The 23690-nt window shown below is 41.8% G+C and carries 23 protein-coding genes; 14 read left to right on the forward strand and 9 right to left on the reverse strand.

Features of this window, described 5'->3' with window-relative positions; translation table 11 throughout:
• Positions 1-3: 3 nt before the first annotated feature.
• Positions 4-1044 (reverse strand): type IV pilus twitching motility protein PilT, encoded by a 1041-nt coding sequence (locus ABMY41_RS04665; RefSeq protein WP_217874943.1) that lies wholly within the window; start codon positions 1042-1044, stop codon positions 4-6.
• A 1-nt stretch (position 1045) separates the two neighbouring features.
• Between ABMY41_RS04665 and ABMY41_RS04670 the strand changes: the two genes are divergently transcribed.
• From ABMY41_RS04670 to ABMY41_RS04710, 9 genes are all read left to right on the forward strand, one after another.
• Positions 1046-1759 (forward strand): YggS family pyridoxal phosphate-dependent enzyme, encoded by a 714-nt coding sequence (locus tag ABMY41_RS04670; RefSeq protein WP_287242935.1) that lies wholly within the window; start codon positions 1046-1048, stop codon positions 1757-1759.
• A gap of 17 nt (positions 1760-1776) precedes the next feature.
• Positions 1777-2598, forward strand: coding sequence for a pyrroline-5-carboxylate reductase (proC, locus tag ABMY41_RS04675; RefSeq protein WP_062566131.1), 822 nt, complete (start codon positions 1777-1779; stop codon positions 2596-2598).
• 23 nt (positions 2599-2621) lie between these two features.
• Complete coding sequence (locus ABMY41_RS04680; RefSeq protein WP_058586592.1) at positions 2622-3155, forward strand: YggT family protein; 534 nt, start codon at positions 2622-2624, stop codon at positions 3153-3155.
• Between the two features lie 58 nt (positions 3156-3213).
• Positions 3214-3654: a DUF4426 domain-containing protein gene (locus tag ABMY41_RS04685; RefSeq protein ID WP_287242933.1), complete on the forward strand. Its 441-nt coding sequence runs from the start codon at positions 3214-3216 to the stop codon at positions 3652-3654.
• Between the two features lie 7 nt (positions 3655-3661).
• Complete coding sequence (locus tag ABMY41_RS04690; protein WP_062566133.1) at positions 3662-4261, forward strand: XTP/dITP diphosphatase; 600 nt, start codon at positions 3662-3664, stop codon at positions 4259-4261.
• Positions 4258-5391 carry a radical SAM family heme chaperone HemW gene (gene hemW, locus ABMY41_RS04695; RefSeq protein WP_063527263.1) on the forward strand — a complete coding sequence of 378 codons (1134 nt, stop codon included), beginning with the start codon at positions 4258-4260 and terminating at the stop codon, positions 5389-5391. Before ABMY41_RS04690 ends, hemW begins: the two co-directional genes overlap by 4 nt.
• Positions 5392-5431: 40 nt before the next feature.
• Entirely contained in the window at positions 5432-7267 is a 1836-nt protein-coding gene (locus tag ABMY41_RS04700; RefSeq protein WP_349274247.1) for a DUF885 family protein, read from the forward strand.
• Between the two features lie 99 nt (positions 7268-7366).
• On the forward strand, positions 7367-8071 hold the full coding sequence (locus tag ABMY41_RS04705; protein ID WP_349274248.1) for a hypothetical protein: 705 nt from the start codon (positions 7367-7369) through the stop codon (positions 8069-8071).
• Between the two features lies 1 nt (position 8072).
• Complete coding sequence (locus ABMY41_RS04710) at positions 8073-8261, forward strand: hypothetical protein (RefSeq protein ID WP_349274249.1); 189 nt, start codon at positions 8073-8075, stop codon at positions 8259-8261.
• Here ABMY41_RS04710 and ABMY41_RS04715 read toward each other — a convergent pair.
• A complete protein-coding gene (locus ABMY41_RS04715) occupies positions 8250-8966 on the reverse strand; it encodes an SIMPL domain-containing protein (RefSeq protein WP_054562750.1) in 717 nt (238 codons plus the stop codon). The two genes, ABMY41_RS04710 and ABMY41_RS04715, sit on opposite strands and share 12 nt — an antisense overlap.
• 169 nt (positions 8967-9135) lie before the next feature.
• On the opposite strand from ABMY41_RS04715, the gene ABMY41_RS04720 reads away from it, so the two are divergent.
• Together ABMY41_RS04720 and ABMY41_RS04725 are read left to right on the forward strand one after the other, a co-directional pair.
• Positions 9136-11805 carry a bifunctional acetate--CoA ligase family protein/GNAT family N-acetyltransferase gene (locus ABMY41_RS04720; protein ID WP_274167466.1) on the forward strand — a complete coding sequence of 890 codons (2670 nt, stop codon included), beginning with the start codon at positions 9136-9138 and terminating at the stop codon, positions 11803-11805.
• A gap of 9 nt (positions 11806-11814) precedes the next feature.
• Positions 11815-12768 carry an ion transporter gene (locus tag ABMY41_RS04725; RefSeq protein WP_349274289.1) on the forward strand — a complete coding sequence of 318 codons (954 nt, stop codon included), beginning with the start codon at positions 11815-11817 and terminating at the stop codon, positions 12766-12768.
• 22 nt (positions 12769-12790) lie between these two features.
• Here the strand turns inward: ABMY41_RS04725 and ABMY41_RS04730 are convergent, their stop codons facing one another.
• The 3 genes from ABMY41_RS04730 to ABMY41_RS04740 are packed head-to-tail and all read right to left on the reverse strand — an operon-like array spanning position 12791 to position 17940.
• Positions 12791-17296: an EAL domain-containing protein gene (locus ABMY41_RS04730; RefSeq protein WP_349274250.1), complete on the reverse strand. Its 4506-nt coding sequence runs from the start codon at positions 17294-17296 to the stop codon at positions 12791-12793.
• A gap of 15 nt (positions 17297-17311) precedes the next feature.
• Positions 17312-17737 carry a GNAT family N-acetyltransferase gene (locus ABMY41_RS04735; RefSeq protein WP_349274251.1) on the reverse strand — a complete coding sequence of 142 codons (426 nt, stop codon included), beginning with the start codon at positions 17735-17737 and terminating at the stop codon, positions 17312-17314.
• Between the two features lie 2 nt (positions 17738-17739).
• The gene (locus ABMY41_RS04740) at positions 17740-17940 is read right to left on the reverse strand and encodes a DUF3283 family protein (protein WP_349274252.1); all 201 of its coding nucleotides are present in this window, start codon (positions 17938-17940) and stop codon (positions 17740-17742) included.
• Between the two features lie 153 nt (positions 17941-18093).
• Here ABMY41_RS04740 and ABMY41_RS04745 point away from each other — a divergent pair, with 153 nt between their 5' ends.
• Positions 18094-18795 carry a transporter substrate-binding domain-containing protein gene (locus ABMY41_RS04745; protein WP_287245369.1) on the forward strand — a complete coding sequence of 234 codons (702 nt, stop codon included), beginning with the start codon at positions 18094-18096 and terminating at the stop codon, positions 18793-18795.
• On the opposite strand, the gene ABMY41_RS04750 is transcribed toward ABMY41_RS04745, so the two are convergent.
• From ABMY41_RS04750 to zntR, 4 genes are all read right to left on the reverse strand, one after another.
• Complete coding sequence (locus ABMY41_RS04750; RefSeq protein ID WP_175078657.1) at positions 18792-19037, reverse strand: DUF1289 domain-containing protein; 246 nt, start codon at positions 19035-19037, stop codon at positions 18792-18794. The genes ABMY41_RS04745 and ABMY41_RS04750 overlap by 4 nt on opposite strands.
• Before the next feature lie 99 nt (positions 19038-19136).
• Positions 19137-20267, reverse strand: coding sequence for a 1-acyl-sn-glycerol-3-phosphate acyltransferase (locus ABMY41_RS04755; RefSeq protein ID WP_054562756.1), 1131 nt, complete (start codon positions 20265-20267; stop codon positions 19137-19139).
• Between the two features lie 155 nt (positions 20268-20422).
• On the reverse strand, positions 20423-21703 hold the full coding sequence (locus tag ABMY41_RS04760) for an SO_0444 family Cu/Zn efflux transporter (protein WP_349274253.1): 1281 nt from the start codon (positions 21701-21703) through the stop codon (positions 20423-20425).
• A complete protein-coding gene (gene zntR / locus ABMY41_RS04765) occupies positions 21687-22100 on the reverse strand; it encodes a Zn(2+)-responsive transcriptional regulator (RefSeq protein WP_082874003.1) in 414 nt (137 codons plus the stop codon). Before zntR ends, ABMY41_RS04760 begins: the two co-directional genes overlap by 17 nt.
• A gap of 94 nt (positions 22101-22194) precedes the next feature.
• Between zntR and ABMY41_RS04770 the strand changes: the two genes are divergently transcribed.
• The gene (locus ABMY41_RS04770; RefSeq protein WP_349274254.1) at positions 22195-23139 is read left to right on the forward strand and encodes a D-2-hydroxyacid dehydrogenase; all 945 of its coding nucleotides are present in this window, start codon (positions 22195-22197) and stop codon (positions 23137-23139) included.
• 163 nt (positions 23140-23302) lie between these two features.
• The gene (locus ABMY41_RS04775) at positions 23303-23683 is read left to right on the forward strand and encodes a DUF3192 domain-containing protein (RefSeq protein WP_063702046.1); all 381 of its coding nucleotides are present in this window, start codon (positions 23303-23305) and stop codon (positions 23681-23683) included.
• The last annotated feature ends 7 nt before the right edge of the window (positions 23684-23690 follow it).

Below are 23690 nucleotides of genomic sequence, written 5' to 3' on the forward strand. Positions count from 1 at the left end.
CCGTTAACCACCAAACTGGGTTTTATCTTGCGCTTTAGCACGCGCATCATTGGTTGTAATAATACCGTAGTTAACTAAGCTTGCTAAACATTGATCCATGGTCTGCATACCATGCGATGCACCGGTTTGAATTGATGAATACATTTGTGCAATTTTATCTTCACGGATCAGATTTCGGATTGCAGGAATACCTATCATGATCTCGTGAGCTGCAACTCGGCCACCGCCCACTTTTTTAAGTAAAGTTTGCGAGATTACGGCACGTAATGATTCTGACAACATTGAACGTACCATGTCTTTTTCTTCACCTGGGAATACGTCAATGATACGGTCAATGGTTTTTGGTGCTGATGTGGTATGCAAGGTACCAAACACCAAGTGACCTGTTTCTGCTGCGGTCATCGCTAAGCGAATCGTTTCAAGGTCACGCAGCTCACCCACTAAGATAACGTCAGGGTCTTCACGTAATGCGCTTCTAAGTGCATTAGAGAAGCTATGCGTATCACGGTGAACTTCACGCTGGTTAATAAGGCTCAGCTTATTCTCATGTACGAATTCGATTGGATCTTCGATAGTTAAAATATGGTGATGCTTATTTTGGTTAATATAATCAACCATTGCCGCTAATGTGGTTGATTTACCAGAACCCGTTGGCCCGGTGACTAGCACCAAACCACGTGGATTATCGGAAATGGTTTTAAAAATATCAGGCGCACCTAAATCATCCAGTGTTAAAACATCACTTGGGATAGTACGAAACACCGCCGCAGGGCCACGGTTTGAGTTAAATGCGTTAACACGAAAACGCGCAAGGTTTGGTACTTCGAAAGAAAAATCCACTTCGAGATTTTGTTCGTAGTCCTTACGCTGATTATCGTTCATAATATCGTATACCAGACTATTTACATCTTTTTGTTCTAATGCTGGAATATTAATACGACGCACATCACCATCAACACGTATCATAGGTGATACGCCTGATGACAAGTGTAAATCCGAGGCTTTGTGTTGCACACTAAAGGCCAATAATTCGGTAATATCCATTATGACTCCACAACCAACTGATAATTATATGGTTACAATAGCAGAACGACTTACATCCGCCTACGCAAGAATTGCTCAAGCTGCAAAAAATAATCACCGCGATGAGCAATCAATCAGCCTATTGGCTGTTTCAAAAACAAAACCTGCCGACGATATTATTGCTGCCTATGAGCATGGTCAACGCCAGTTTGGCGAATCATACGTTCAAGAAGCGGTAACAAAAGTTACAGCACTGGCAGATTATAAAGACATTGTTTGGCACTTTATCGGTCCTATTCAATCAAATAAAAGTGCCCAAGTAGCCACGCATTTTGATTGGGTACAAAGTGTTGACCGCACTAAAATTGCAAAACGTCTTAATGAGCAACGACCAGCCGACAAAGCCCCGCTCAATGTATTAATTCAAGTTAATATTAGTTTAGAAGAGGCTAAGTCAGGCTGCCACCCAGACGAGCTAATGGCATTGGCCGAATTCGTCAATCAATGTCCTAATTTGTGCCTGCGCGGTGTGATGACGATTCCTGCCAAAACCGATGATGTCCAGCTACAATTACAATATTTTGAGCAATTAAGCGCTTGCTTTGATAAACTAAAGGCCCAATATCCCCAAGTAGACACCTTGTCGATGGGTATGAGTAATGATGTTGAAGCGGCGATCGCAGCAGGTTCAACCATGGTACGCATTGGCACGGATATATTTGGCCAACGAAATTAAAAGGTGATAACAGACATATGTCAGACAAAAAAATCGCATTTATAGGCACGGGTAACATGAGCTACGCCATCATTGGCGGCATGGTAAAGAACGGTTTTGCAGCAAAAAACATCATTGCAACCAATCGCAACCAAGAAAAATTAGCTAAGGTTGCTGCTGATTTCGGGGTGCAAACTACCGCGGATAACAACGCGGCACTTCGCGATGCAGATGTGATTGTCTTATCTGTTAAACCACAAATGATGGGCGATCTTTGCCAATCATTCCAAGATTCAGGCGTTGATTTTAGCGACAAGCTATTTATTTCAGTAGCAGCAGGCCTTACCGTTAGCCGTTTACGTGAAATGCTAGGTCAAGATGTGAAAATGGTACGTTGTATGCCAAATACACCATCATTACTAGGCCGTGGTGTTTCAGGTCTTTATGGCGCTGGCGAAACCGCTGAAGAGCACGAGTTTGTACAACAAGTTTTTGAGTGTACAGGCATTGTTGTTTGGGTTGAGCAAGAGTCACAAATCAACGACATCATCGCTGTTACAGGCTCATCACCTGCTTACTTCTTCTTATTTATGGAAGCTATTGAAGAAAAAGCGAAAGCACTTGGTTTTAGCGATGAAGATGCACGCCGTTTAGTGCAACAAACAGCACTGGGTGCCGCCGAAATGGCACTGTCGCAACCAGACATTAGCATTTCTCAGCTACGTGCAAACGTAACCTCTAAAGGGGGGACGACTCATGAAGCTGTTGAACACCTTAAATCACAAGGTTTAGTCGGCACTGTTGCAGATGCAATGGATGCCTGTATTGCTCGCGCTGAAGCGATGGAAAAAGAACTTTAAGCTTACTTTTTGAAGGTAAAACTATGCAAGCCATGCACTTTTTAGTTGGGATTATTTTTGATCTCTTTTTAATGGTGGTCCTTTTACGCTTTTGGTTACAAGCGGCAAAAGCTGACTTTTACAACCCTATGAGCCAGTTTGTGGTAAAAGCCACTTCGTTCGCAGTGAACCCACTTCGTAAAATCATCCCAGGAGTGGGTGGCTTTGATATTGCCTCGTTAGTGCTTGCTTATTTAGTTGCTGTAGCAAAACTCAGTGTTATTTTTCTGATGTTTTATAACGCTTGGGCGCCAGGTCCGGTATTTATTCAAGCGTTAATTACGGTAGTTAAAGAAGGCTTAAACTTACTATTTTGGGTATTAATTATTCGTGCTTTACTAAGTTGGGTAAGCCAAGGGTACAACCCTATTGAGGCTGTATTCCACCAGCTAACTGAGCCGATGTTACGTCCTATTCGTAAGATTATCCCACCACTAGGTGGTCTAGACCTATCAATCTTAGTGTTGATTATTGGTCTACAGTTTTTACAGTTTTTAGTAATGGATTTAATTGGCTAAGCGTTTAACGTGAAGCAGTAAGGGGCCGAAAGGCCTCTTTTGTTAAGTGAGATATACCATGAAGCAATTTATTTATTTTTCTTTGATTGTATTGAGTTTATTTACAACCTTTGCCAAAGCTGATGAACAAGCAGGCGCCCAGTACAAGGTTCTTGGCCCTTGGGAAGTTCATTACATTGCATTTCCATCGACTTTTATTCAGCCAAACATTGCTAAAAACTATGATTTAGAGCGTAGCCCTAGCAAAGGGATTATTAATATTTCGGTATTAAAAAACACCGATAAAACAGCGCAGACTGCAACTTTAACTGGCACTGCACGTAACCTACTTGGTAATAAAAAACAGCTTACATTTAAAGAAGTTGTGGAAGGCGATGCGATTTATTACCTCGCGCAAATCGATTACAGCAACGAAGAAATTTACCGTTTTGATATCGAAATTAATCAAAATGGCAAAGTACAAACGTTGAAGTTTCAGCAAAAATTTTACGTAGATTAATTAACCTATGAACAACACCTTGGTTTTAGCCACGGGTAACCCTGGCAAAGTAAAAGAGCTGGCAAGTATGCTCAGCCCACTTAATATTAACGTGGTTCCACAAAGCGATTTTCAAGTGCCAGACGTGCCAGAAACAGGCACCACATTTGTTGAAAACGCCATTATTAAAGCGCGCCATGCAGCAAAGATCACAGGCATGCCTGCGATTGCTGATGACTCTGGCCTTGAAGTAGACGGCCTAAATGGAGCACCTGGTGTGTACTCTGCACGTTTTGCCGGAGCGGGTGCCAGCGATCAAGATAATATCGACAAGCTACTAAAAGAGCTTGCTGATAACCCAGTTCGCAGTGCGCGTTTTTGGTGTGTGTTAGTATTAATGCGCCACGCCGACGACCCTACACCACTTATTTGTAGTGCCAGTTGGGAAGGTGAAATCACCTATAGCCAAGATGGTCAGGGTGGTTTTGGTTATGATCCTGTTTTTTACGTACCGTCTGAGCAATGCACGAGCGCCCAGTTAACTAAGGAGCAAAAAAATGCCCTTAGCCATCGCGGCCAAGCTTTAAAACAATTACTTGCGCAATTGCAGCAAAAAGGCGGCCTGTGAGTTTACCGCCTTTAAGTTTATATGTGCACGTGCCTTGGTGCGTGCAAAAGTGCCCATACTGTGACTTTAATAGCCATGGCCAAAAAGGCACAATCCCCGAAAAAGAATACGTTCAACATCTTATTGATGATCTCAAGGCTGATTTGCATTTAGTGCAAGGGCGTAAAATCCACAGCATCTTTATTGGCGGCGGCACCCCAAGCTTATTAACCGGTGACGCTTATACTCGCCTACTTGGTGAAGTCGACAGATTAATTGGCCTAACTGATGACTGTGAAATTACCCTAGAGGCAAACCCTGGTACTGTCGAAACAGGTCGCTTTAAAGAATATGTTGCCGCTGGCATCAATCGTATTTCGATTGGTGTGCAAAGCATGCAAAACGACAAGCTAAAAGCCCTTGGCCGTATTCATGGTGCTGATGAAGCAAGTTATGCGGCTAAACAGGCGCATCAAGCGGGGCTAAACAGCTTTAACCTTGATTTAATGCATGGCTTACCAGGGCAATCTGTTGCAGACGCCTTGGGTGACCTTGAAAAAATTATCGCCCTAAATCCACCTCATATCTCGTGGTATCAACTAACCATTGAGCCGAATACTCAGTTTGCTTCTAAACCACCGACCTTACCTCATGACGACACCCTTTGGGATATTCAAGAACAAGGTCAAGCGTTACTCGCAGCAGCAGGTTATGAGCAATACGAGATCTCAGGCTACGCGAAGCCCGGTTACCAATGCCGTCATAACTTGAATTATTGGCGATTTGGCGATTATCTCGGTATCGGCTGCGGTGCCCATGGTAAAATTACTGATGAAAATAAAGTCATCACCCGTACGGTGAAAGTAAAACACCCTCGAGGTTATATGGATCTTGCCAAACCGTATTTATACGAACAATGGCAAGTAGCAGAAGACGACTTAGCTTTTGAATTCTTTATGAATCGTTTTCGTTTAGTCGAACCCTGCCCCAAAGCTGATTTACCTTTGCTTACAAGTTTGTCACTGCAAAGTCAGGAACAAGCCTTGACTGATGCAATTGCAAAAGGCTTACTAATTGATGATAAAGATAACTGGCAGGTAAGCCAAAAAGGCCACCGCTTTTTAAATGACCTGCTAGAATTATTCGTTTAAGAATTATAATTAAATTTCTAACAACTACAAAGGAACGATAATGCGTAAACTGACCTTCATCGCTGCGGCGGTAAGTGTTGCATTACTTGGCGGCTGCCAACAAATGCAAGAGCAACCGAAGCCTGCACCTAGTGTACAAAGCCAACCTGTACAAAGTGAAATCGATAAAGCTAATGCCTTCTTCGAAGATACTTTTAACCGTGATGTAATGAAAAGCCCTATCTATCAAACATACATGGGCATCAAAAAAGATTACGACAAATGGGACGATGGCAGCGAAGAGCGCGTTTTAGAAGACTTTGAACAAACTAAAGCTGACCTAGTTGCGCTTAACGCAATTAACCGCGACCTATTAGATGACGCAACAAAAGTAAGCTACGACCTTAAAAAGCAAGATTTAGAAAACGAAATTGCTGATTTCAAATGGCGTCATTACAACTACCCTGTGAACCAAATGTTTGGTGTTCACTCGATGATCCCTGCGTTTTTAATCAATCAACATCAAATTGCCGATGTATCTGATGCTAAAGCGTATATCTCACGTTTAAATGGTGTTACAACGGTTATTGATCAGCTAATCACAGACCTTGAAGTACGTGCAGATAAAGGCATTATCGCGCCTAAGTTTGTTTTTCCACACGTGATTGATTCAAGCAATAATATCTTACGCGGCGCCCCATTCCATGACGGTGAAGACTCAACGTTACTAGCTGACTTTAAACGTAAAGTTAATGCGTTAGAGATTGCCGATAGCGAAAAATCAGCACTTATCAGCGATGCTGAAAAAGCCCTAAAAGCAGCAGTAAAGCCTTCTTACACTAAGCTAATTAACTTCTTAGCTCAGTTAGAAAAACGCGCTGATGACCGCGATGGTGCTTGGAAATTCCCTGACGGTGAAGCGTTCTACAATAATGCTTTAGCACGTACCACAACGACTGATTTAACAGCAAAAGAAATCCACACAATTGGTTTAGCTGAAGTCGCGCGTATTCACGACGAAATGCGTGAAATTAAGGACAAAGTAGGCTTTAAAGGTGACCTTAAAGCATTCATGGAATTCATGAAAACTGATAAGCAGTTCTACTACCCTAACACGGCTGAAGGTAAACAACGTTATCTTGATGAGGCAACAGCTCTTATCGATAACATGAAATCTCGTCTAGACGAGCTATTCATTGTTAAGCCAAAAGCTGACCTTAAAGTGAAAGCTGTTGAAGCATTCCGTGAAAAAGCTGCAGGTAAAGCGTTCTACCAACAACCTGCACCAGATGGCTCACGCCCAGGCATTTATTACGCAAACCTTTACGACATGGAAGCAATGCCAACATACCAAATGGAAGCACTTGCGTACCACGAAGGTATTCCGGGTCACCACATGCAAATTGCTATCGCGCAAGAGCTTGAAGATGTACCTAAGTTCCGTAAGTTTGGCGGCTACACAGCGTATGTTGAAGGCTGGGGTTTATACTCAGAGCTAGTACCAAAAGAAATGGGCTTATACGAAGACCCTTACTCAGATTTTGGTCGTCTTGCGATGGAATTATGGCGTGCATGTCGCCTAGTAGTAGATACAGGTATCCACGCTATGAAGTGGACACGTCAAGAAGGTATCGACTACTACGTAAATAACACACCAAATGCGACGTCTGATGGCGTTAAAATGGTTGAACGTCACATTGTAATGCCTTCACAAGCAACGGCATACAAAGTGGGCATGCTGAAAATTTTAGAGCTTCGTGAAGCGGCTAAAGAAAAACTAGGCGATAAATTCGATATTCGTGAATTCCACGATGTAGTACTTAAAAATGGTGCAGTACCATTAAATGTACTAGAGAAGTTTGTTGACCAATGGGTTGCTAAGAAACAAGCAGCATAATCAATAAAGACTTGAAAAAGGCCGCTAAGCGGCCTTTTTTATTTATTTAAACAACTAGTTGAGCTATAAATGTATAAATAATAAAAAACGAGTATCTCCATGCAAAGCGCGATTGAGCAATTGAACAGCCGGCTTCAACTTCATCAGTTAAAAGAACTCATTGCCGATTACCAAAGTTTATCGGGAGTTTTGCAAGCGGCACAATTACAGCACATTTATCAATTAGCGTGCAGTAGTGAAGTTAAATACTTGTTTTTACAAAATGTGGCAGCGCATTTACTCGAAGCATGCCCGCTGCCAAGTGAAGCTGTAGCCTTAATTGATGATATCGATAAACTGAGCTTTTTCACGCCTGGTCTTAAGTTTCAAAATGCTTTTTGTGTAACAGACAATCAGGGCAATACCTTACTACATCATTTATTTACGCAATGTCAGGTTGATAACCTACCCTTTAATTACTTGCGTTCGTTAATGTTATTTGAAAGCAACGAAAGCTTAGGCAAAGCGTTAAAAACATTAAATAAACAGCAGCTCACTCCTATTGGTTGCTTTATAGCGCAAAATAGTACGACCCAAATGCTAGCCAAACATGAGTTCTCTGCGTTATTAGCTATGATGGAAGTCGACCAAAGCCATAGCCCTAGCGCAGTCAGCGCCTTAATACATACCCTTAAGCAATTTTATGGTGCCAATCAACCAACGAGTAGCGACAGTAAAGTTCTACTGTGCGCGGCCTATTTGCAAGTGCCAACAGCGCAGTTACTAAACGCGCTCAATCAAGTTAAAAGGAAACCCGCTTATTAATTTGTACGTATTGCTTGGCGCAACCAGTGTCACGGTTTTAATGGCAATACTGTTAAAAGATCAGTTTGGCTTATTGGGGGTGGCTGTGGCATTTAGTGGTGGCTTTATGCTCGGTGCGCTTTGCCGCATGGTGATTGTATGTACACGCATGCGGCTGCCTTTATCTGTGGTATTGGGTTTAGTCAGATAGATAATATTCAACACTGGTAACAACACGCACTTTTTTCAGCTGAGGTGTGTTTGAATCTCTATCAGAAATTGAAAACTGCCCCTGACGGGCTGTTTTAATTTTACCTAATTTAGACTGTGAATCTTTGGCAAATTTCATTGCCACTTCACGGGCTTTTTCGGTTGCTTCTTGAATCATATTTGGCTTAATTTCATTTAAGCCATTAAATAAATATTGAATACGCGTTTCGTAATTGTCTTGTACTATCGCAATGCCTTGCTTGGCTAATTGGCTTACTGCGCCTAACGCATGTTGCACTTTTTCGATGTCATTTGAATAAACAATGACATTATTACGGGCAATATAACGAAACTGCTGATTCTCGCCGCCATACTCACGGGCTTGTTTATCAATAATTGACTGACTACCAAGGCTGATTTCTTCATCACTAAAGCCATGCAGCTTTAAAAAGGCGACGACTGCATCGCTTTTTTCTTCAACCCGACCCACTAATTTTTCAAGGTTGTTATCGGCATCAGAAAACTGTAACGGCCATATAACAGTGTCTGCTGGCACTTCCATTTCAGCTAACCCTTTAACGTGAACAGTGCGCTCCATGCCTTTCACATCAAGGGCTGCACTTTTCAAAATAAAACCTAATCCGAGCAAACCAACCGCCAATGCACACGCTGCAATAACGATATTAAATGGTTGCGCTTTATTCATGCTTTTCTCCTTGATGTAGGTCACTGTTTTTGACTCGAAAAGTAGTTATAAACAGGTTATCTTATGAGTATAACTTTTAATACTTTAGAAGCGTGTCGGTTCTAGTTTGGGTGTATTAAACTTAACAGACCCTGAAGTTTTAACAAACAGCGCAAGCGAAGGAAACAGCATGAGCGTTAAACGTATTAGCCAATTTTTTAACCCTAAATCAGTCGCGGTCATTGGCGCCTCAAATTCCCCTAACCGAGCGGGCTTTGTGGTTATGCGCAACCTTTTACAAGGGGGTTTTAAAGGCCCAATCATGCCTGTTAGTTTAAATCACAGCGCTGTACACGGCGTACTAGCCTATCCGAGCATTGCTGCACTTCCAAAAGTACCTGACCTTGCGGTTATTTGTACTAATAAAAACACCTTAATCAACATCATTAACGAGCTTGGGGAGCTTGGCTGTAAACATGCAGTGGTGATTGCGGCGGGCTTAAACGCCGACCAAAAGTACGCATTAAAAGAAGCAGCTGCTGAGGCAAATGTCTCTTTACTTGGGCCTAATTGTTTGGGCTTACTTATTCCTCACATAGGCTTAAATGCTAGTTTTTCGCATACAGTTGCAAGCCCCGGAAAGCTCGCCTTTGTATCGCAATCAGCGGCGGTTTGCTCAACCATTCTTGATTGGGCGAAGAACAAAGAGATTGGTTTTTCATATTTTGTGTCTGTGGGTGATTGCCTTGATATCGACTTTGATGAATTACTCGACTTTTTAGGTCGAGATGCAAAAACCAAGGCTATTTTGTTGTATATCGATAATATAGAAGATATTCGCAGCTTTATTTCTGCAGCGCGAGCCGCTGCATTTAGCAAACCCGTCATTGCCATTAAAACCGGTAAAACCAGTGCCGGAGCCCTTGCTGCAGAAATACACACAGGTGGCAAACAAAGCTCTGATGCGGTCTATGATGCGCTATTCCAGCGAGCGGGTATGCTAAGGGTAAATGACTTACGAGAGCTTTTTGCTGCGACACAAACACTGGCAATGCACCCCAAACTACTTAAAGTCGAACAGCTGACTATTTTAACCAATGGCGGCGGCCCAGGTGTCATGGCGGTTGATACGCTTTTGCAAAGCTCAGGGAAACTGGCAGAGCTTAGCGACGAGACCAGAGCAGCGCTGAATAAAGTGATCCCACAATCAGAAATGACCTCGAATCCGGTGGATATTTTTGGTGACTCAGCACCGAGGCGATATCAACAAGCCTTAGAAATCTTGCTGCAAGCCAAAGAAGTTAAAAACCTGCTGATCATTCATACCCCTTCTGCGCTTGCACCGAGTGAAGACTATGCTGAGATTATTGTCGAAACCTTAGAAAAAATCCCGAAGATGGCTCGCCCTTATGTTATGACAAACTTTATGGGTGAAGATGCCGCGTATGCTGCGCGAAAGGTCTGCGCTAATAATGCCATTCCGACCTACCGTACACCTGAAGGTGCGGTTGGTGCGTTTATGCACTTGGTAAGTTATCGCCGTAACCAAAAGCATTTAACGCAAACGCCAGAATCAAACACCGATGATGCAAAAATAAATAAAGACGCAGCACGCACAGTCGTAAATGAGTTTTTAGCCGAAGAGCAAAGCTATTTATCAACCCATGAAGCAAGCCAAATACTCACTCATTATGGTATTGATTGTATTCAAACTGAGGTTGCTTACACACCAACAGAAGCCAAAGAGCAAGCCATTGAGCTGGGCTTTCCGGTAGCGTTAAAACTAATTAGCCCAAGTATTCCTTCTAAATCAGAAGTCGGTGGTGTGGTCCTTAATTTAAATGATGCGCAAGAAGTTGAGCAAACAGCCTTTGCCATGCTGCTACGAATCAAAAACACCTACCCTGACGCCCATATTGAAGGCTTTTCATTGCAAAAGATGGCGCCGCGAGCAGGTGCTAATGAGCTACGAATAGCTATTAAAACAGAGCCCAACTTTGGCCCGGTGATCTTACTTGGTGAAGCAGGCACCGGACTTGAATTCGCTCAAGCTGCAGTGGCACTACCACCACTGAATATGAACTTGGCAAAATACCTGATTGCTGCGGCGCACGATAAAGGCGTACTTAAAGATCGCGTACTACCAGAAAAAGTCGATAAATACCGTTTATGTGCCCTACTCACCCGTATCTCGCAGCTTGTTATCGACCAACCTGACATTACCAGTGTTGAGTTAAACCCTATTTTAGCCAGCAACGGGCAGTTTTTGGTCCTTGATGCGACTATCGGCCTTAGCCGTTATAAAGCAAAAGCGAACCGTAAACGCTTGTGCATTCGCCCCTACCCGATTGAATTGGTTAAAGAAGTAACACTTAAAAACAATACCCAAGCACAGCTAAGGCCAATTAAACCAGAAGATGAGCAAGCTCACTTAGAGTTTGATCAATCATTAAGTAAAGAAGACAGATATAAGCGTTTTTTCGGTGAATTACCGCAATTTAACCATGATCAGCTCGCGAAAATGACGCAAATTGATTATGACCGAGAAATGGCGTTTATTGTTAGCCAAGAGCAAAATGGCTCAGCCTGTACATTAGGGGTGTCTCGTGTACTTATGGATCCAGACAAACTCGATGCTGAGTTTGCAATTGTGGTGCGCTCTGATTGCCAAGGTTTAGGACTTGGCACAATATTAATGAATGCGGCGATTGAGCATTGCAAGAACCAAGGCGTAAAACAAATTGCTGGTATTACCTTGCCAGAAAACACCGGCATGATTGAACTGGCACGAAAACTCGGGTTTAAGATCACCCGCGACTTTGAAGAAGGCAGCATTAATATGGTGCTAAAACTTAACTAAAACTGGATCATTATTTTGCATCGTTTAAGAAATTACACTGCACGAGTTTTTGAAGGTAACGGTAAATATCGACGTATAGGACGCGCTCTCGACGTGTTTTTAATGTCGTTGATCATGATTAATGTGGTGGCGATTGTGTTGGAGTCAGTTGCCCCTTTAGCAAAGCAATATCATCACGAATTTTTAATGATTGAGCTGATTTCTGTCGGTATCTTCACCTTAGAATATGTGCTCAGGCTTTGGTCTTGTGTAGATAAAAGCGTGCATAAAGAAAGCCCGTTAACAAACTCAAAAATTCGCATTAAATATTTCTTTTCGCCGTTGGCGCTGATTGATCTCATCGCGATTTTACCCACCATTCTGATGGTCTTTGTGAGTGTTGATTTACGCTTCTTACGAGTGCTTAGATTAATGCGTATCTTTAAGCTGACGCGCTATTCAAGGGCGATGCAGCTACTATTAAACTCATTCAAAGAAGAAAGCAGCTCACTACTTGCGGCATTTTTTATTATGGCCGTAGTGCTGATCATTGCTTCATGCGGTATCTACTTAATTGAACATGATGTGCAGCCAGATAAATTTGGTTCTATCCCTGCTGCAATGTGGTGGGCAATGGTGACATTAACAACCGTTGGTTATGGCGATGTCGTACCTGTGACTCCCCTTGGCCGCTTATTTGGTGGTGCTATAACACTAGTGAGTATGGGCATGGTGGCTATTCCAACTGGTTTGTTGGCCTCAAGCTTTTCTGAGCAGTTACGTAAACGCAGACAAGTGTTTACCGACGCAGTCCACGAAGCCGTTGAAGATGGGCACTTATCGCCTGTTGAAGAAGAACACTTAGAAAACTTACGGTATAAACTGGGTTTAAGTCAGCAAGAGGCGAATAAAGCGATTCATAACGAGCTTAGAAACCGCAATCGCAATCTGTATTGCCGCCACTGTGGTAAACGCCAAGATTAACGAAAAGGGTAAAGCTTTGGCTTTACCCTAAAAATTCATTATCCCACTGGGTATCTAAAAGCGCTTTCACTTCATCACCCGCTACAGGTTTGCTAAACAGGTAACCTTGGAAATACTCACAGCCTAAAGAGCGTAAGAACTGCAATTGCGTGCGGTTTTCAACTCCTTCTGCTACACACTCTTTACCCAAACTTTTTGCCAGAGTAAGCGTTGAATTGATAATCGCTTCATCACCTTTATCAATACCAATGTCATTAACAAAGCTTTTGTCTATTTTAAGCACATCAACCGGAAAACATTTCAAATAGGTCAGTGACGCATAACCCGTTCCAAAGTCATCCATATAAATACGACAGCCTAGGGCTTTGAGTTTTTCCATACTTTGCTGCGCTTTATCTGAGTCATGCATCATCACTGATTCGGTGATCTCAAACACTAACGCGCTCGCAGGAACTTTAATTGCGCTTATTGATTGATGTATTTTCTCAACCAGATTTTCGCTTTCAAAATCAAGAGCTGAGAGATTAATAGAAATATATAAATCAGGATGCGTGGTACGCCATTGGCGCAGCTCAATCAATGCTCTTGATAGAGTCTGCAGCATAATTTTGGTAATGAGCCCGGAGCTTTCTGCTGCATTTGCAAAGTCTTCTGGTTTATATTCATCATTACTCGGCCAACGTAACAACACTTCAAGCCCCGCCACTTGGCGAGTCTCAGCGCTCACGATTGGCTGATAAAAATTACAAAACTCATGTTCTTGGTAAGCTTTACTTAACTGTGATTCAAGATGCAAAGTACGCTGCACTTGTAAGTTCATTTCTTGCTTATAGAACTGATAACAGCCTTCGACATGACTTTTCGCGTGGTACAGTGCCACATTAGAGGCTTTTAATAAGGCTTTGGTATCCTTTGCATCATCAGGGTAAACAGCAACCCCAACACTCAGATTCACTTTTACAGCTTGCTGGCTCAGTTCAATATGAGTATCGACACAATCCATCACTTTTGCACATAACAGCAGTAACTCATCAAGCTGTTTAAAATCTTCGGCAAGGATAACAAACTCGTCACCATCAAAACGAGCCACGCTATCTTGTGGACGCAACACCTGTTTTAAACGCTTAGCAACACGCTTAATTAATTCATCAGACTCTTCACGGCCTAGCGAATCATTAAAGTGCTTAAAGCGCTTAATATTAACGTTTAATAACGCCACTTTTGTTTGATGGTAATCAGCTTGTTCAATAGCGTGAACGACTCGGTCGTTGAACAAGGTTTTATTTGGCAGCCCCGTCAAAGCATCGTAGTTGGCCAGTAGATGCAGCTCGTTTTCAGCCAGCTTTTGCGCGCTAATATCAGTAACTATAATCACATAGCTATCAAGTTGGCGATTATTGCCTGCAACCGCACTTATTTTTATTAATACTTGGCGCTTTTCACCGCCAGCAACTTCAACAACATCTTCGGCTGAAAAGTGCTCACCCGATTCAAGCTTTTGCATAATGCGTAAGTAATGGATACGAGTTGATATAGGCATACCAAGTGTGAGCGAACGGCTAGAGCGAGGCTCTGCAGGAAAACCAAAGGCATCTTGGAATGACTTATTGGTAGCGCGAATACGCAGATTTTTATCTAAGATAAACACCCAGTCGCGAGTTTGTTCAAATGCCGCACCAAACAAACGGGCATTTTCTTCAAATACCAGCTCTCGGGTCATATTTGTGTAGGTACCAGCTACTTTTTCAGGGGCGCTGTCTTGCCACTCAACCACTTTGCCAAAGTCTTTATACCAACGCCAATTGCCATCAGCATGGCGCAGCCTGTAGGTGCAATTGAAGTAGCCTTTTTGTGTAGATAAAAACTCTAACCACTCTAACCGGAAATTTTGTTTATCATGGGGGTGAATCTTTGCTAAATAATCATCTAAATAAACGCTGTCAGTTTCATAGCCTAACTCATTTTTAAGACGCGGCTGATAAATAATCGGGCTTTGCGAAGACCAATCCCACACTCCAGAATGGCTGCCTTCGAGAGCAAGTTTTAAGCGTGCTTCACTCTCTTTACTTTCTTTATGGGCGGCTAGCAATATTTGTTGCATACGGTTACGTCTAAACACCCATGCAGCAACAAACAGAGCAACCAAAATTACATACAAAACAATAAAGTGAGGTGCACGCCAAGGTGGGTATTTCACTTCGATATTTAAAATTGCCGGCGGCGTTAACTCTCCGGTTAATGGATCTTTTGCCCATACCTTAAGGTGGTATTTTCCTGCACTAAGTTTTGGGAAGAGCACTCGGTTGTTATTGCGGGTATAAGTTTTTTGACCATCACCTAGCTGGTATTCATAAATGATACGTTCTTGATAGTTAAATGCCATCGCCGAAAAGGCAACTTCAAGGCCTATATCATCATGCTCAAGGACGACACTGTCGATTGGCTGCTTTAGCTCAGCGGGTAAATCGCGCGACATCAAATCAAGGTTGGTAATATTTACGTGATCAATTAAAGCTTGCTGATAGTGGTTATCCATAGGGTAAAAATAGGTAAAGCCTTTTAGCGTACCATAGACAATTTGCCCTGACTTAAGCTTAGTAAAAGCTCCGCTATTAAACTCGGTTGAGAATAACCCTTCTGAGCCAGTAAATTGCTGAAAATGTAAATTATCTGGGTTCAGTCGCCAAAGTCCTTTGTGGCTACTCATCCAGATCATGCCTGCTTCATCAAGCACCATGTCGTATAACAAAGTACCTAACTTATTCTTTTCAAGGTCGATGGTATAAATATGTTCGTAGGTGCTGGCGTCTAAGCCAATTAAGCCAAAGTTTGAAAGCGATAACCACAACACATTGTTGTTATCTATGATGTAAGACATCACATTCACAGCAACATTTTCATGCTGTTCAGGCACTTTGTAAATCGTCGAAAGCTCGTAAGTTTTGGGATCAACTTGATAAAGAATACCCGCATTATAAAATAATGGCGCATCAGGCTTTGAAGATAAAGCAGGTAAAAACCCGTAGGCTAAAAACGGCTCAAATTCATCAAATTTACCGCCTAATCGGGTTACTTTTTGGCTATCAATATTATAAACAAACATGCCGTAATCAGGGTGAACATAGTAAAGATCGCCCGATGGCATCAACAATATGCCGTGCACCCAATCGTTAATTAAAACCTGATTATCGGGGTTTGCCGCTTTGACAGGCATGGCCTGCCCGGTTTTCGGATCAAAGCTTAAAATGCCGCGATTAGTATGCAGACATAACTTATCTTTATAGGGCATAACTTGATAAACACTAAACTCAGTGGTTATCAAGTCAACCTGATAATCTTTTAAAAACACTTCACTTTCGTAGGTTTCTAAATCAACCGCTGTTAAGCCATTATGGGTGGCAAGCCAAAGACGATTTTGGAACTCAGTAATACTCCAAATTGAATGATGAGATAGCCCATCGCCTGTTAATGAATTGGCTGTCACATTGATAAAATTGTAATTATCGTATGACTGATAAAACGCCCCATCATTTTTGGTTGCCAGCCACATTCCACCAGAGCGGTCTTTCACAATATCAATAATGCTGGTGTCAGCTAGTGTGTAACCACTTTCTTTTAAGCGCATATTCTTAGCTAACTCACCTGTTTCAAGGTTATATTCGAATAACCCTTTGTCAGTGCCAAGCGTAATAGAGTTAGCCTCAGGAATAATCTTCCAAATATTTAATTCACTGATGAGTGTTTTATTTTTAAAGGCGATGTCTGGGGTATCAAACATTGCTTTTAAATTGCTAATATCAACCTGATAAAGGCCTCTTACAGCACCCACTAGCAATGTTTGTTCATTGATAATAGCGAATGATTTCACATAGTTTTGATAAATATGAGTTGGCTCATTTTGCAGATGATCAAGCTTACGGACTTTTCCTGATGCCAGCTCATAGACATAAGCACCATTACTGGTACCCATAAAAATATAACTCTGGTACGCGAAAAGCTCACGAATAACACTGCTTTTTACACGTTCAGGTATTTCAAAAATAGAGGTGATTTTTTTCGTTTCTAAGTCTAGTTTGGCAAAATCCCAGCCACGCCCTAGCCATAGTGTTTTGTCATCAACAGCCACCATACTAAACACCGACTCAATAAATATTTGCTCTTCAGTGGTTGGTTTAGCAATAAACTGCTGATAAGTATCGGAAGTGGGATCGTAACGGAATAAACCCGCTTGTAGCGAAGCTATCCAAATATAGCCTTGTGGATCTTGGTAAATACGGTCAATGATGGCATCTTCAAGCTCACCATTAGGGCCTTTGATATGAACCACCTGATAACCATCGTAGCGATTGAGGCCACCTTCAGTCGATAACCACAAGTAGCCACTGTTATCGATAAGCATGGTGTTTACATAACTTTGCGATAAGCCTTCACTGGTTGATAAACGTTTTACCTGCGAGATAGCGGGATGGCTAAACAAGCCACAGGTCAAAATAAAAAATAACGTTATACTGGAGAAGAACTTAGTCATTGACGTTCCAAATTGCTAACTTGGCACTGTGTCACGCGTAAAGTGCATCGCAACTACGTTTCGATGCGCATATACCTCAAACAACGATTGCAAAGAATTGGGTAATGTTAATGCATAGTTAAACCCATTTTGTAGATAAAAATCAATCAGATTTTGGTACACGAAGGTAAAAACTGTCCCTTTTTGTGCGGCGGTGACAGCCGCAAGTAATTGTGAGGCAATTTTTTGACCCCGCCATACTTCATCAACATAAAGGGTAGACAAAAATAACAGCCCAGCTTGGTTTTGAACTCGGCAAGCGGCAATTATTTCTGTTTCTTTGTAAGCAACCCATACTTGGTCAGCTTTGGTCGCTCGGCCGCGAGCCTTGTGTTTATCATAAAATTTGTTTACTAACGGCGTTTTAATTGGCTCAAGTAAATAAAATCTAAACGCAGCCATGGTTAGCTCATTAGCGAAAGGTAATGCTCAAATTGCTGCTTAAGAAAAGCTCGCTCAGACATAGGGCGATTATTTATTGCAGTGTAAACACCTTCGCGGGTGTTCTTACCACGCTTTATTTGATAAGCCCAAAAAGACGCTTCGTAATCCAATTGAATTTGATATTTTTGCTCTCGTGGCAATTTACATAAATTGAAACTCATACTTTCTCAGCAATAAATTTTTGATTTCACAAGTATAACAAAATTAACAGGCTTTAATCCCTTTTATTAGCTTAAAAAGCCCTCGGATAAGCTTGATTTTGGAAACACATATCAGTAAATTAACGAGCAATTTATGTACGCAAGGAACGCACGTTGTCGAAGTATCTGAGTCACAGATTTGCCTTATTTTTGCTGTTTTTTTGCTTCTCAAGTAGTGCCAGCACTAATTTATTGATCTTTAATCGCCCCGCCGATACACCACAAGCTCGCTATGTTATTGATTTAATGAAAATGGCATACAAAGAAATTGGCTATGAGATCCATATTATCGACTTTAATCATCAAAATGCCTTGGTTGCCGCGAATCAAGGTGTGCTCGATGGGCAACTAGGCCGCATTGCCAATGTTAAAGATGATTACCCTAATTTATTGAAAGTAGACTATCCGCTTTTTGATTTTAATCTAGTGCTACTGAAAAACTGCCGACAATGCCAATATGAAGATCTTAAATCGTTAGCAATTCAGTCAAGCTACCCGGCGGCCCAGAGTTATATCGATAACCATCCATTTGATGGTGATGTAATCAAGGTCAGAAATGTCACCGCGCAGCTTAATTTACTCACTCAAAAACGTGTTGAAGGGACAATATTACTAGACTTTTTATTGTCGACTAAGCACCCGGGGTTTGACCAAACGGCCTTTCATAAACAGATTTTAATGCCGATGCAGAGCTTTCACTTTGTGCATAAACGGCATAAAGCGATAATTCCACAACTGACTAAAGTACTTAAAAAGCTTGATGAAAACGGCACGGTGCAATTTTTAAAATCGAAATACAACCTCAGTAAATTTTAAAAATCAAAACCGCCTTGCTCAGGATTTTTTTGTTGCAGCTCTGCCTGCTGTTTTTTCTGAAGGAAACGTTTATAGCGCTGTTGGCATAAGCTAATGACTTTACGTTTTTCTGCATTGGTAAACTTATTCCAATAAAAACGCTCATCACGACTACGGTAGCAACCTTTACAATAGCCTCGATTATTAACTTGGCATATTCCTTTGCAAGGGCTTGGAATTTCAAATATTTCAATCTGTTGCATCACAAATGCCGGTTAATAAGTAATATTAAAAGTATAGCCTGAAAATTAACCATAAAAAAAGCCACTTTATAAAGTGGCTTCTTAAACTATCTGTTTCGCTTACTCAGATTCGCTTGTGGCAAGTTCTGCTTTACGATGAAAAGGTTTAGCATACATAGCTAATACCAAAGGTTTTAGCTCCTCTGGCACTTTTGCTAGTCGCTCGTTAAAAGCTGCAGCATCTTTTTCGTCAATCACAGCTTGCGTACAACCACCCGCTATGTAGTTACCAGGGTGTAAGAAAAACGAATCAACAATTTGCTGATCAATGGTTTTTGCCAGCTCTTCAGGTGATTCGCAGCCCGATTCAATTGGTTCGCCAAACGCTAAATGTACATGCCCTTTAGCTGTACTAAAGCCTTCAACAATACTAGCAATATCTTCACCTTGCTGTTTCACATACTGACCATGTTGCTGTTTATGATAAAGCTCTTTCGCTTTAGCAATCGCGCATGGCTCGTATTGATAAGAGATAGACACTGGCACAATTTTTAATTCGCGTACGTACTCAGCAAATTCTTTTTTCTGCTTACGACCTTGTAACTGCAACATTTTAAGTAAGGCAGGATCTGTTTGATCAAAACCGTCTTTTGCTCGACCTTCTTTTTGCGCTATCCAAATTGAGTGGCCTTCAGCAAGTGAGTCATAGATATAAGCAGACAGCTGCGACAACGCTTTTAACATCTCTTTCGGAGCTTTCGCTGAGCGCTTTACAATAAAGCTTTTGTTTAAACGCATTAACTCAGTGATATAAGGAATTTGCAGTAAGTTATCACCAATTGCGATGCGAACTGTCGGCATGTTGTGCTTGAACAAGCCCCAATTCACCAACGCAGGATCAAGCACGATATCGCGGTGATTAGAGATAAATAAGTAAGCTTGTTTTGGGTCTAGTTTATCGATGCCCGAAAACGTCACTTCTGAAGTCGTACGGGTGATTAGTTTATTTAAATAATCAGCCACTTCATGCTGAACTTGCTCAACCGATGCGGTGTTGCCCCACTTTTTACGCAGCTGACTGCGCACTAATGGGCGAGTAATAAATGGGAAGTTCGATAAAAAGCGCGGTAGGTTATACTTAGCGATTACATCTACAAAGGCATTATCAGCAATCAAACGCGCTACTGAATCAGCTACTTCATCATCATTGTAAGGTCTTATGTCGGCGTATTTATCCACACTTTCACTCATTAAAAACTACTTAAGTTAAAAAACGGCACGCAGAGCGTGCCGTTAAAAATAATTGGCGGATTATAACTCAGGCAATTTTAAATGCGAACCGAGACGCGATAGTTAACCAAATTAAATGCCAATTAATGTAGAAAATATATTTTTATAACAAACAATTAAGCAATGCTCTTACCAGTTTGCGACGCCTTTTTTAATACCATTTTTAGCAGTAATCTAAGCATTAAAATTGCCAACGCAATACCTGCCCCAAGGCTTAACCAATGTGGTAGGACTTCATGCTCTTCGCCCATCATCGGCGCCACCACAAAACCATATTGCGCCACTAAATAATCGGTTAAAAAGCCAAATGCCAGCGCCGTGCCAATCACTCCTATTAAGTAGGCAAATACCGCACGCTTGCCAAGCTCTTTTCCAACCACACCAAGCGTTGCAATGTTGGTTGCCGGCCCTGCCAACATAAACACCAACACCGCCCCCGGAGACACACCACTGAGTAATAAGCCTGCCGCGATAGGTGTCGATGCAGTAGCACAAATATACATAGGAATACTGATTAAAATAACCACCAGCATCGCCAGAATGCCATTACCCCATTGGCTTAAATAAGATTCTGGTACATAAGTTTGAACTAGAGCAGCAAAAAATAAACCGATCATTAGCCAAATCATGGTGTCTTCAAGCAGCTTGTTACAACTAAAGCTCACCGCGCGTTTCAGTTTGCTAAAACGACTTTCAACGACTTTAGTTGACTGCTCAGTGCTGCAACAGCTTTTCTGCGAAGGTGCTGCTTTTTCAGTTGCGCAACTGTGTTGCGGCTCCTGTGTTGGTTGCGATTCCTTGCTACTACAACAACTTGTTGTTTTAGCAGGCTCAAGTTCTTGAGGTGATTGCTTACTACAACAACTTTGTGCGGGCTTAGTAGATGCCTCTTTGCTACAACAACTCGCTGTAGTCACAGGCTCAAGCTGTTTACTGCTACAACAAGATGTTGATTCTAAGTCTTTTTCATCTGATTCTGAACTTTGCACTTTATGAAGTTCACTGTCTTTCCCTACTAAGACACCGGCCACAATGGCACTACACACGGCGGCAATAGGACGTATCACCGCCATAAATGGACCTAGTAACACATAAGAAACCGAAACCGAATCGACCCCAGTTTCAGGGGTTGAAACTAAAAATGCTGTGGTAGCACTTTTTGACGCTCCTGCCCTTCTTAAACCAATGGCCGCAGGGATCACACCACATGAGCACAAGGGCATTGGGGCACCAATAAAGGCTGCTTTAACTGTGGTCCATAACCCTTCTTTGCCTAAATGCCGGTTAAGAAAGTTAGCAGGCAAATACACATTGAGAAGACCTGCTATGAATAAGCCCAGCATTAACCAAGGCGCTGAGAGTAAAAACAGATGCCAAAAATTATTGAGTAAGTCCATCGATATCCTCCAGCGTCGTTAGTATTGAGCAGTTTTCAGCAGGTTCTTCTCCGCCACAACATTTATCTGCTAATAATGAAAGTGAGTCATAAAAGCGAGTAAGCTCTGCAATTCGTTGTGCAACGAGATCACGTTTTTGTAACGTCATCTCTTTAACTTCATGACAAGAATGCTGATCTTTATGAAACTTAATTTGCAGTAGCTCTTTAATCTCAGCCAGACTAAAACCAACATTCTTTGCTCTGAGAATAAACGCCATTTGTTTATAGTCATTCTCAGAATAAAAACGATATCCCACGTCTGAACGCGAACTAGGCGTTAACAAACCATGCTTTTCGTAGTACCGTAGCGTATCTGTTGAGACACCCAACTGACGGGCAAACTCACCTATTTTCATCACCGTCTCCATTGTGAAGCGTTTATTTATTATGCTCACTATAAACCTTGGAGTACACCCCAAGGTCAAGCAATAAATTAAAAAAGGAAAGCACATGAATATTACTGTCCTTGATGCAGCGACATTAGCCAACACTTCGTTAGATGCCTTAGCGCAATTAGGTAAGTTAACCTGTTACGATTTAACCGCTCAAGAACAGGTTGTTGAGCGCTGCCAAGATGCCGATATCGTTATCAGTAATAAAGTGGTGATTGATCATAACGCCATGAGCAAATTACCTAATTTAAAATTAATATGCGTTGCAGCGACAGGGACTAACAATATTGATTTGGTAGCAGCCAAAGAGCATAACATCGCAGTGACAAATGTAGCGGGCTATTCAACACCGAGTGTGGTGCAGCATACCTTTACTCTCATCACTAATTTACTGGGCAATACTCACAGATACATTAATGATTGCCAGCAAGGCTTATGGCAGCAAAGCCCTATGTTTTGCCGTTTAGATTACAGCTTTAATGAAATTGCCGGCAAAACACTGGCTATTGTTGGCTATGGCTCACTGGGTAAAGCCGTTTCCGATGTAGCACGCGCCTTTGGTGCCAATGTCATCATTAGTGAACGAAAAGGCCAAACGCCTCGTGAAGGTCGTGTTAGTTTCAATGATGCCTTAACCACAGCCGATATCATTAGTGTTCACTGCCCGCTAACTGATGAAACACGCAACCAAATCGCTGCGGCAGAATTAAGCATGATGAAACCGTCAGCTATCATTATTAATACTGCTCGCGGTGGGATCATCAATGAAGCCGATTTAGCTGATGCATTAGCTAATAATATTATTGCCGGAGCCGGTGTTGATGTACTCAGTAAAGAACCTGCAGAGCAAGAAAACCCGCTGGCACTATACAAAGGTGCAAACTTATTACTGACCCCACATATCGCATGGGCCAGCCAAGAATCTATCGTGCGCCTAGTTAACGAAATTGCATTAAATATCCAGGCATTTAATCAAGGCGAAGCACGTAACAGGTTGGTCTAAACCGCAACTTATTAGTCAATAGAGCTAAGTAGTTAGCAATTTATTACTTAGCCCATTGACTAAAAACAACGTAACCAATTGATTTAGTTGTAATTTATAAGTTTGGCAAGCAGTTTGCTATTAAGTGAATAACTATAAAACAATTTCTTCGGGATAAAATAACATGAAAAAAGCACTTCTAATTGCCGCGCTAACTGCACCATTTTTAACTGGTTGTGTCATTGCTGTTTCTGACGGCGAAGCCGATACACATTGGGCGGGAAGCTCATCTAGCTGGCAGCAACAGCATAAAAATAACCGTGAAGTGATTTCTAATCTTGCATTAGATACCAGCTACCAAACTGTATTAAACAAACTAAATACTCCTAACTTTACCGAGTTATTAAAGCAGGGTGATGATGTGTACCAAGTATTATTCTATGCAACCCATAGTATTCACTCTGATGGCAAGATGACTAAAGACGAATGTACACCACTAGTTTTTAAAAATGATAAGTTAATCGGTGTGGGTGATACGATTTATAAATCACTTAGCAATGGCTAGCTTACAT

It is taken from the genome of Pseudoalteromonas sp. BZA4, assembly GCF_040104395.1.
Classification (GTDB): Bacteria; Pseudomonadota; Gammaproteobacteria; order Enterobacterales; family Alteromonadaceae; genus Pseudoalteromonas.

Bases quoted from the DNA above. Each gene is read 5' to 3' on its own strand.
- ABMY41_RS04685 (WP_287242933.1), top strand. From the start codon at position 3,214: ATGAAGCAATTTATTTATTTTTCTTTGATTGTATTGAGTTTATTTACA.
- ABMY41_RS04705 (WP_349274248.1), top strand. From the start codon at position 7,367: ATGCAAAGCGCGATTGAGCAATTGAACAGCCGGCTTCAACTTCATCAG.
- ABMY41_RS04720 (WP_274167466.1), top strand. From the start codon at position 9,136: ATGAGCGTTAAACGTATTAGCCAATTTTTTAACCCTAAATCAGTCGCG.
- ABMY41_RS04690 (WP_062566133.1), top strand. From the start codon at position 3,662: ATGAACAACACCTTGGTTTTAGCCACGGGTAACCCTGGCAAAGTAAAA.
- ABMY41_RS04665 (WP_217874943.1), bottom strand. From the start codon at position 1,044: ATGGATATTACCGAATTATTGGCCTTTAGTGTGCAACACAAAGCCTCG.
- proC (WP_062566131.1), top strand. From the start codon at position 1,777: ATGTCAGACAAAAAAATCGCATTTATAGGCACGGGTAACATGAGCTAC.
- zntR (WP_082874003.1), bottom strand. From the start codon at position 22,100: ATGAAAATAGGTGAGTTTGCCCGTCAGTTGGGTGTCTCAACAGATACG.
- ABMY41_RS04700 (WP_349274247.1), top strand. From the start codon at position 5,432: ATGCGTAAACTGACCTTCATCGCTGCGGCGGTAAGTGTTGCATTACTT.
- ABMY41_RS04715 (WP_054562750.1), bottom strand. From the start codon at position 8,966: ATGAATAAAGCGCAACCATTTAATATCGTTATTGCAGCGTGTGCATTG.
- ABMY41_RS04755 (WP_054562756.1), bottom strand. From the start codon at position 20,267: ATGAGTGAAAGTGTGGATAAATACGCCGACATAAGACCTTACAATGAT.
- ABMY41_RS04760 (WP_349274253.1), bottom strand. From the start codon at position 21,703: ATGGACTTACTCAATAATTTTTGGCATCTGTTTTTACTCTCAGCGCCT.
- ABMY41_RS04750 (WP_175078657.1), bottom strand. From the start codon at position 19,037: ATGCAACAGATTGAAATATTTGAAATTCCAAGCCCTTGCAAAGGAATA.
- ABMY41_RS04730 (WP_349274250.1), bottom strand. From the start codon at position 17,296: ATGACTAAGTTCTTCTCCAGTATAACGTTATTTTTTATTTTGACCTGT.
- ABMY41_RS04670 (WP_287242935.1), top strand. From the start codon at position 1,046: ATGACTCCACAACCAACTGATAATTATATGGTTACAATAGCAGAACGA.
- ABMY41_RS04740 (WP_349274252.1), bottom strand. From the start codon at position 17,940: ATGAGTTTCAATTTATGTAAATTGCCACGAGAGCAAAAATATCAAATT.
- ABMY41_RS04680 (WP_058586592.1), top strand. From the start codon at position 2,622: ATGCAAGCCATGCACTTTTTAGTTGGGATTATTTTTGATCTCTTTTTA.
- ABMY41_RS04735 (WP_349274251.1), bottom strand. From the start codon at position 17,737: ATGGCTGCGTTTAGATTTTATTTACTTGAGCCAATTAAAACGCCGTTA.
- ABMY41_RS04770 (WP_349274254.1), top strand. From the start codon at position 22,195: ATGAATATTACTGTCCTTGATGCAGCGACATTAGCCAACACTTCGTTA.
- ABMY41_RS04775 (WP_063702046.1), top strand. From the start codon at position 23,303: ATGAAAAAAGCACTTCTAATTGCCGCGCTAACTGCACCATTTTTAACT.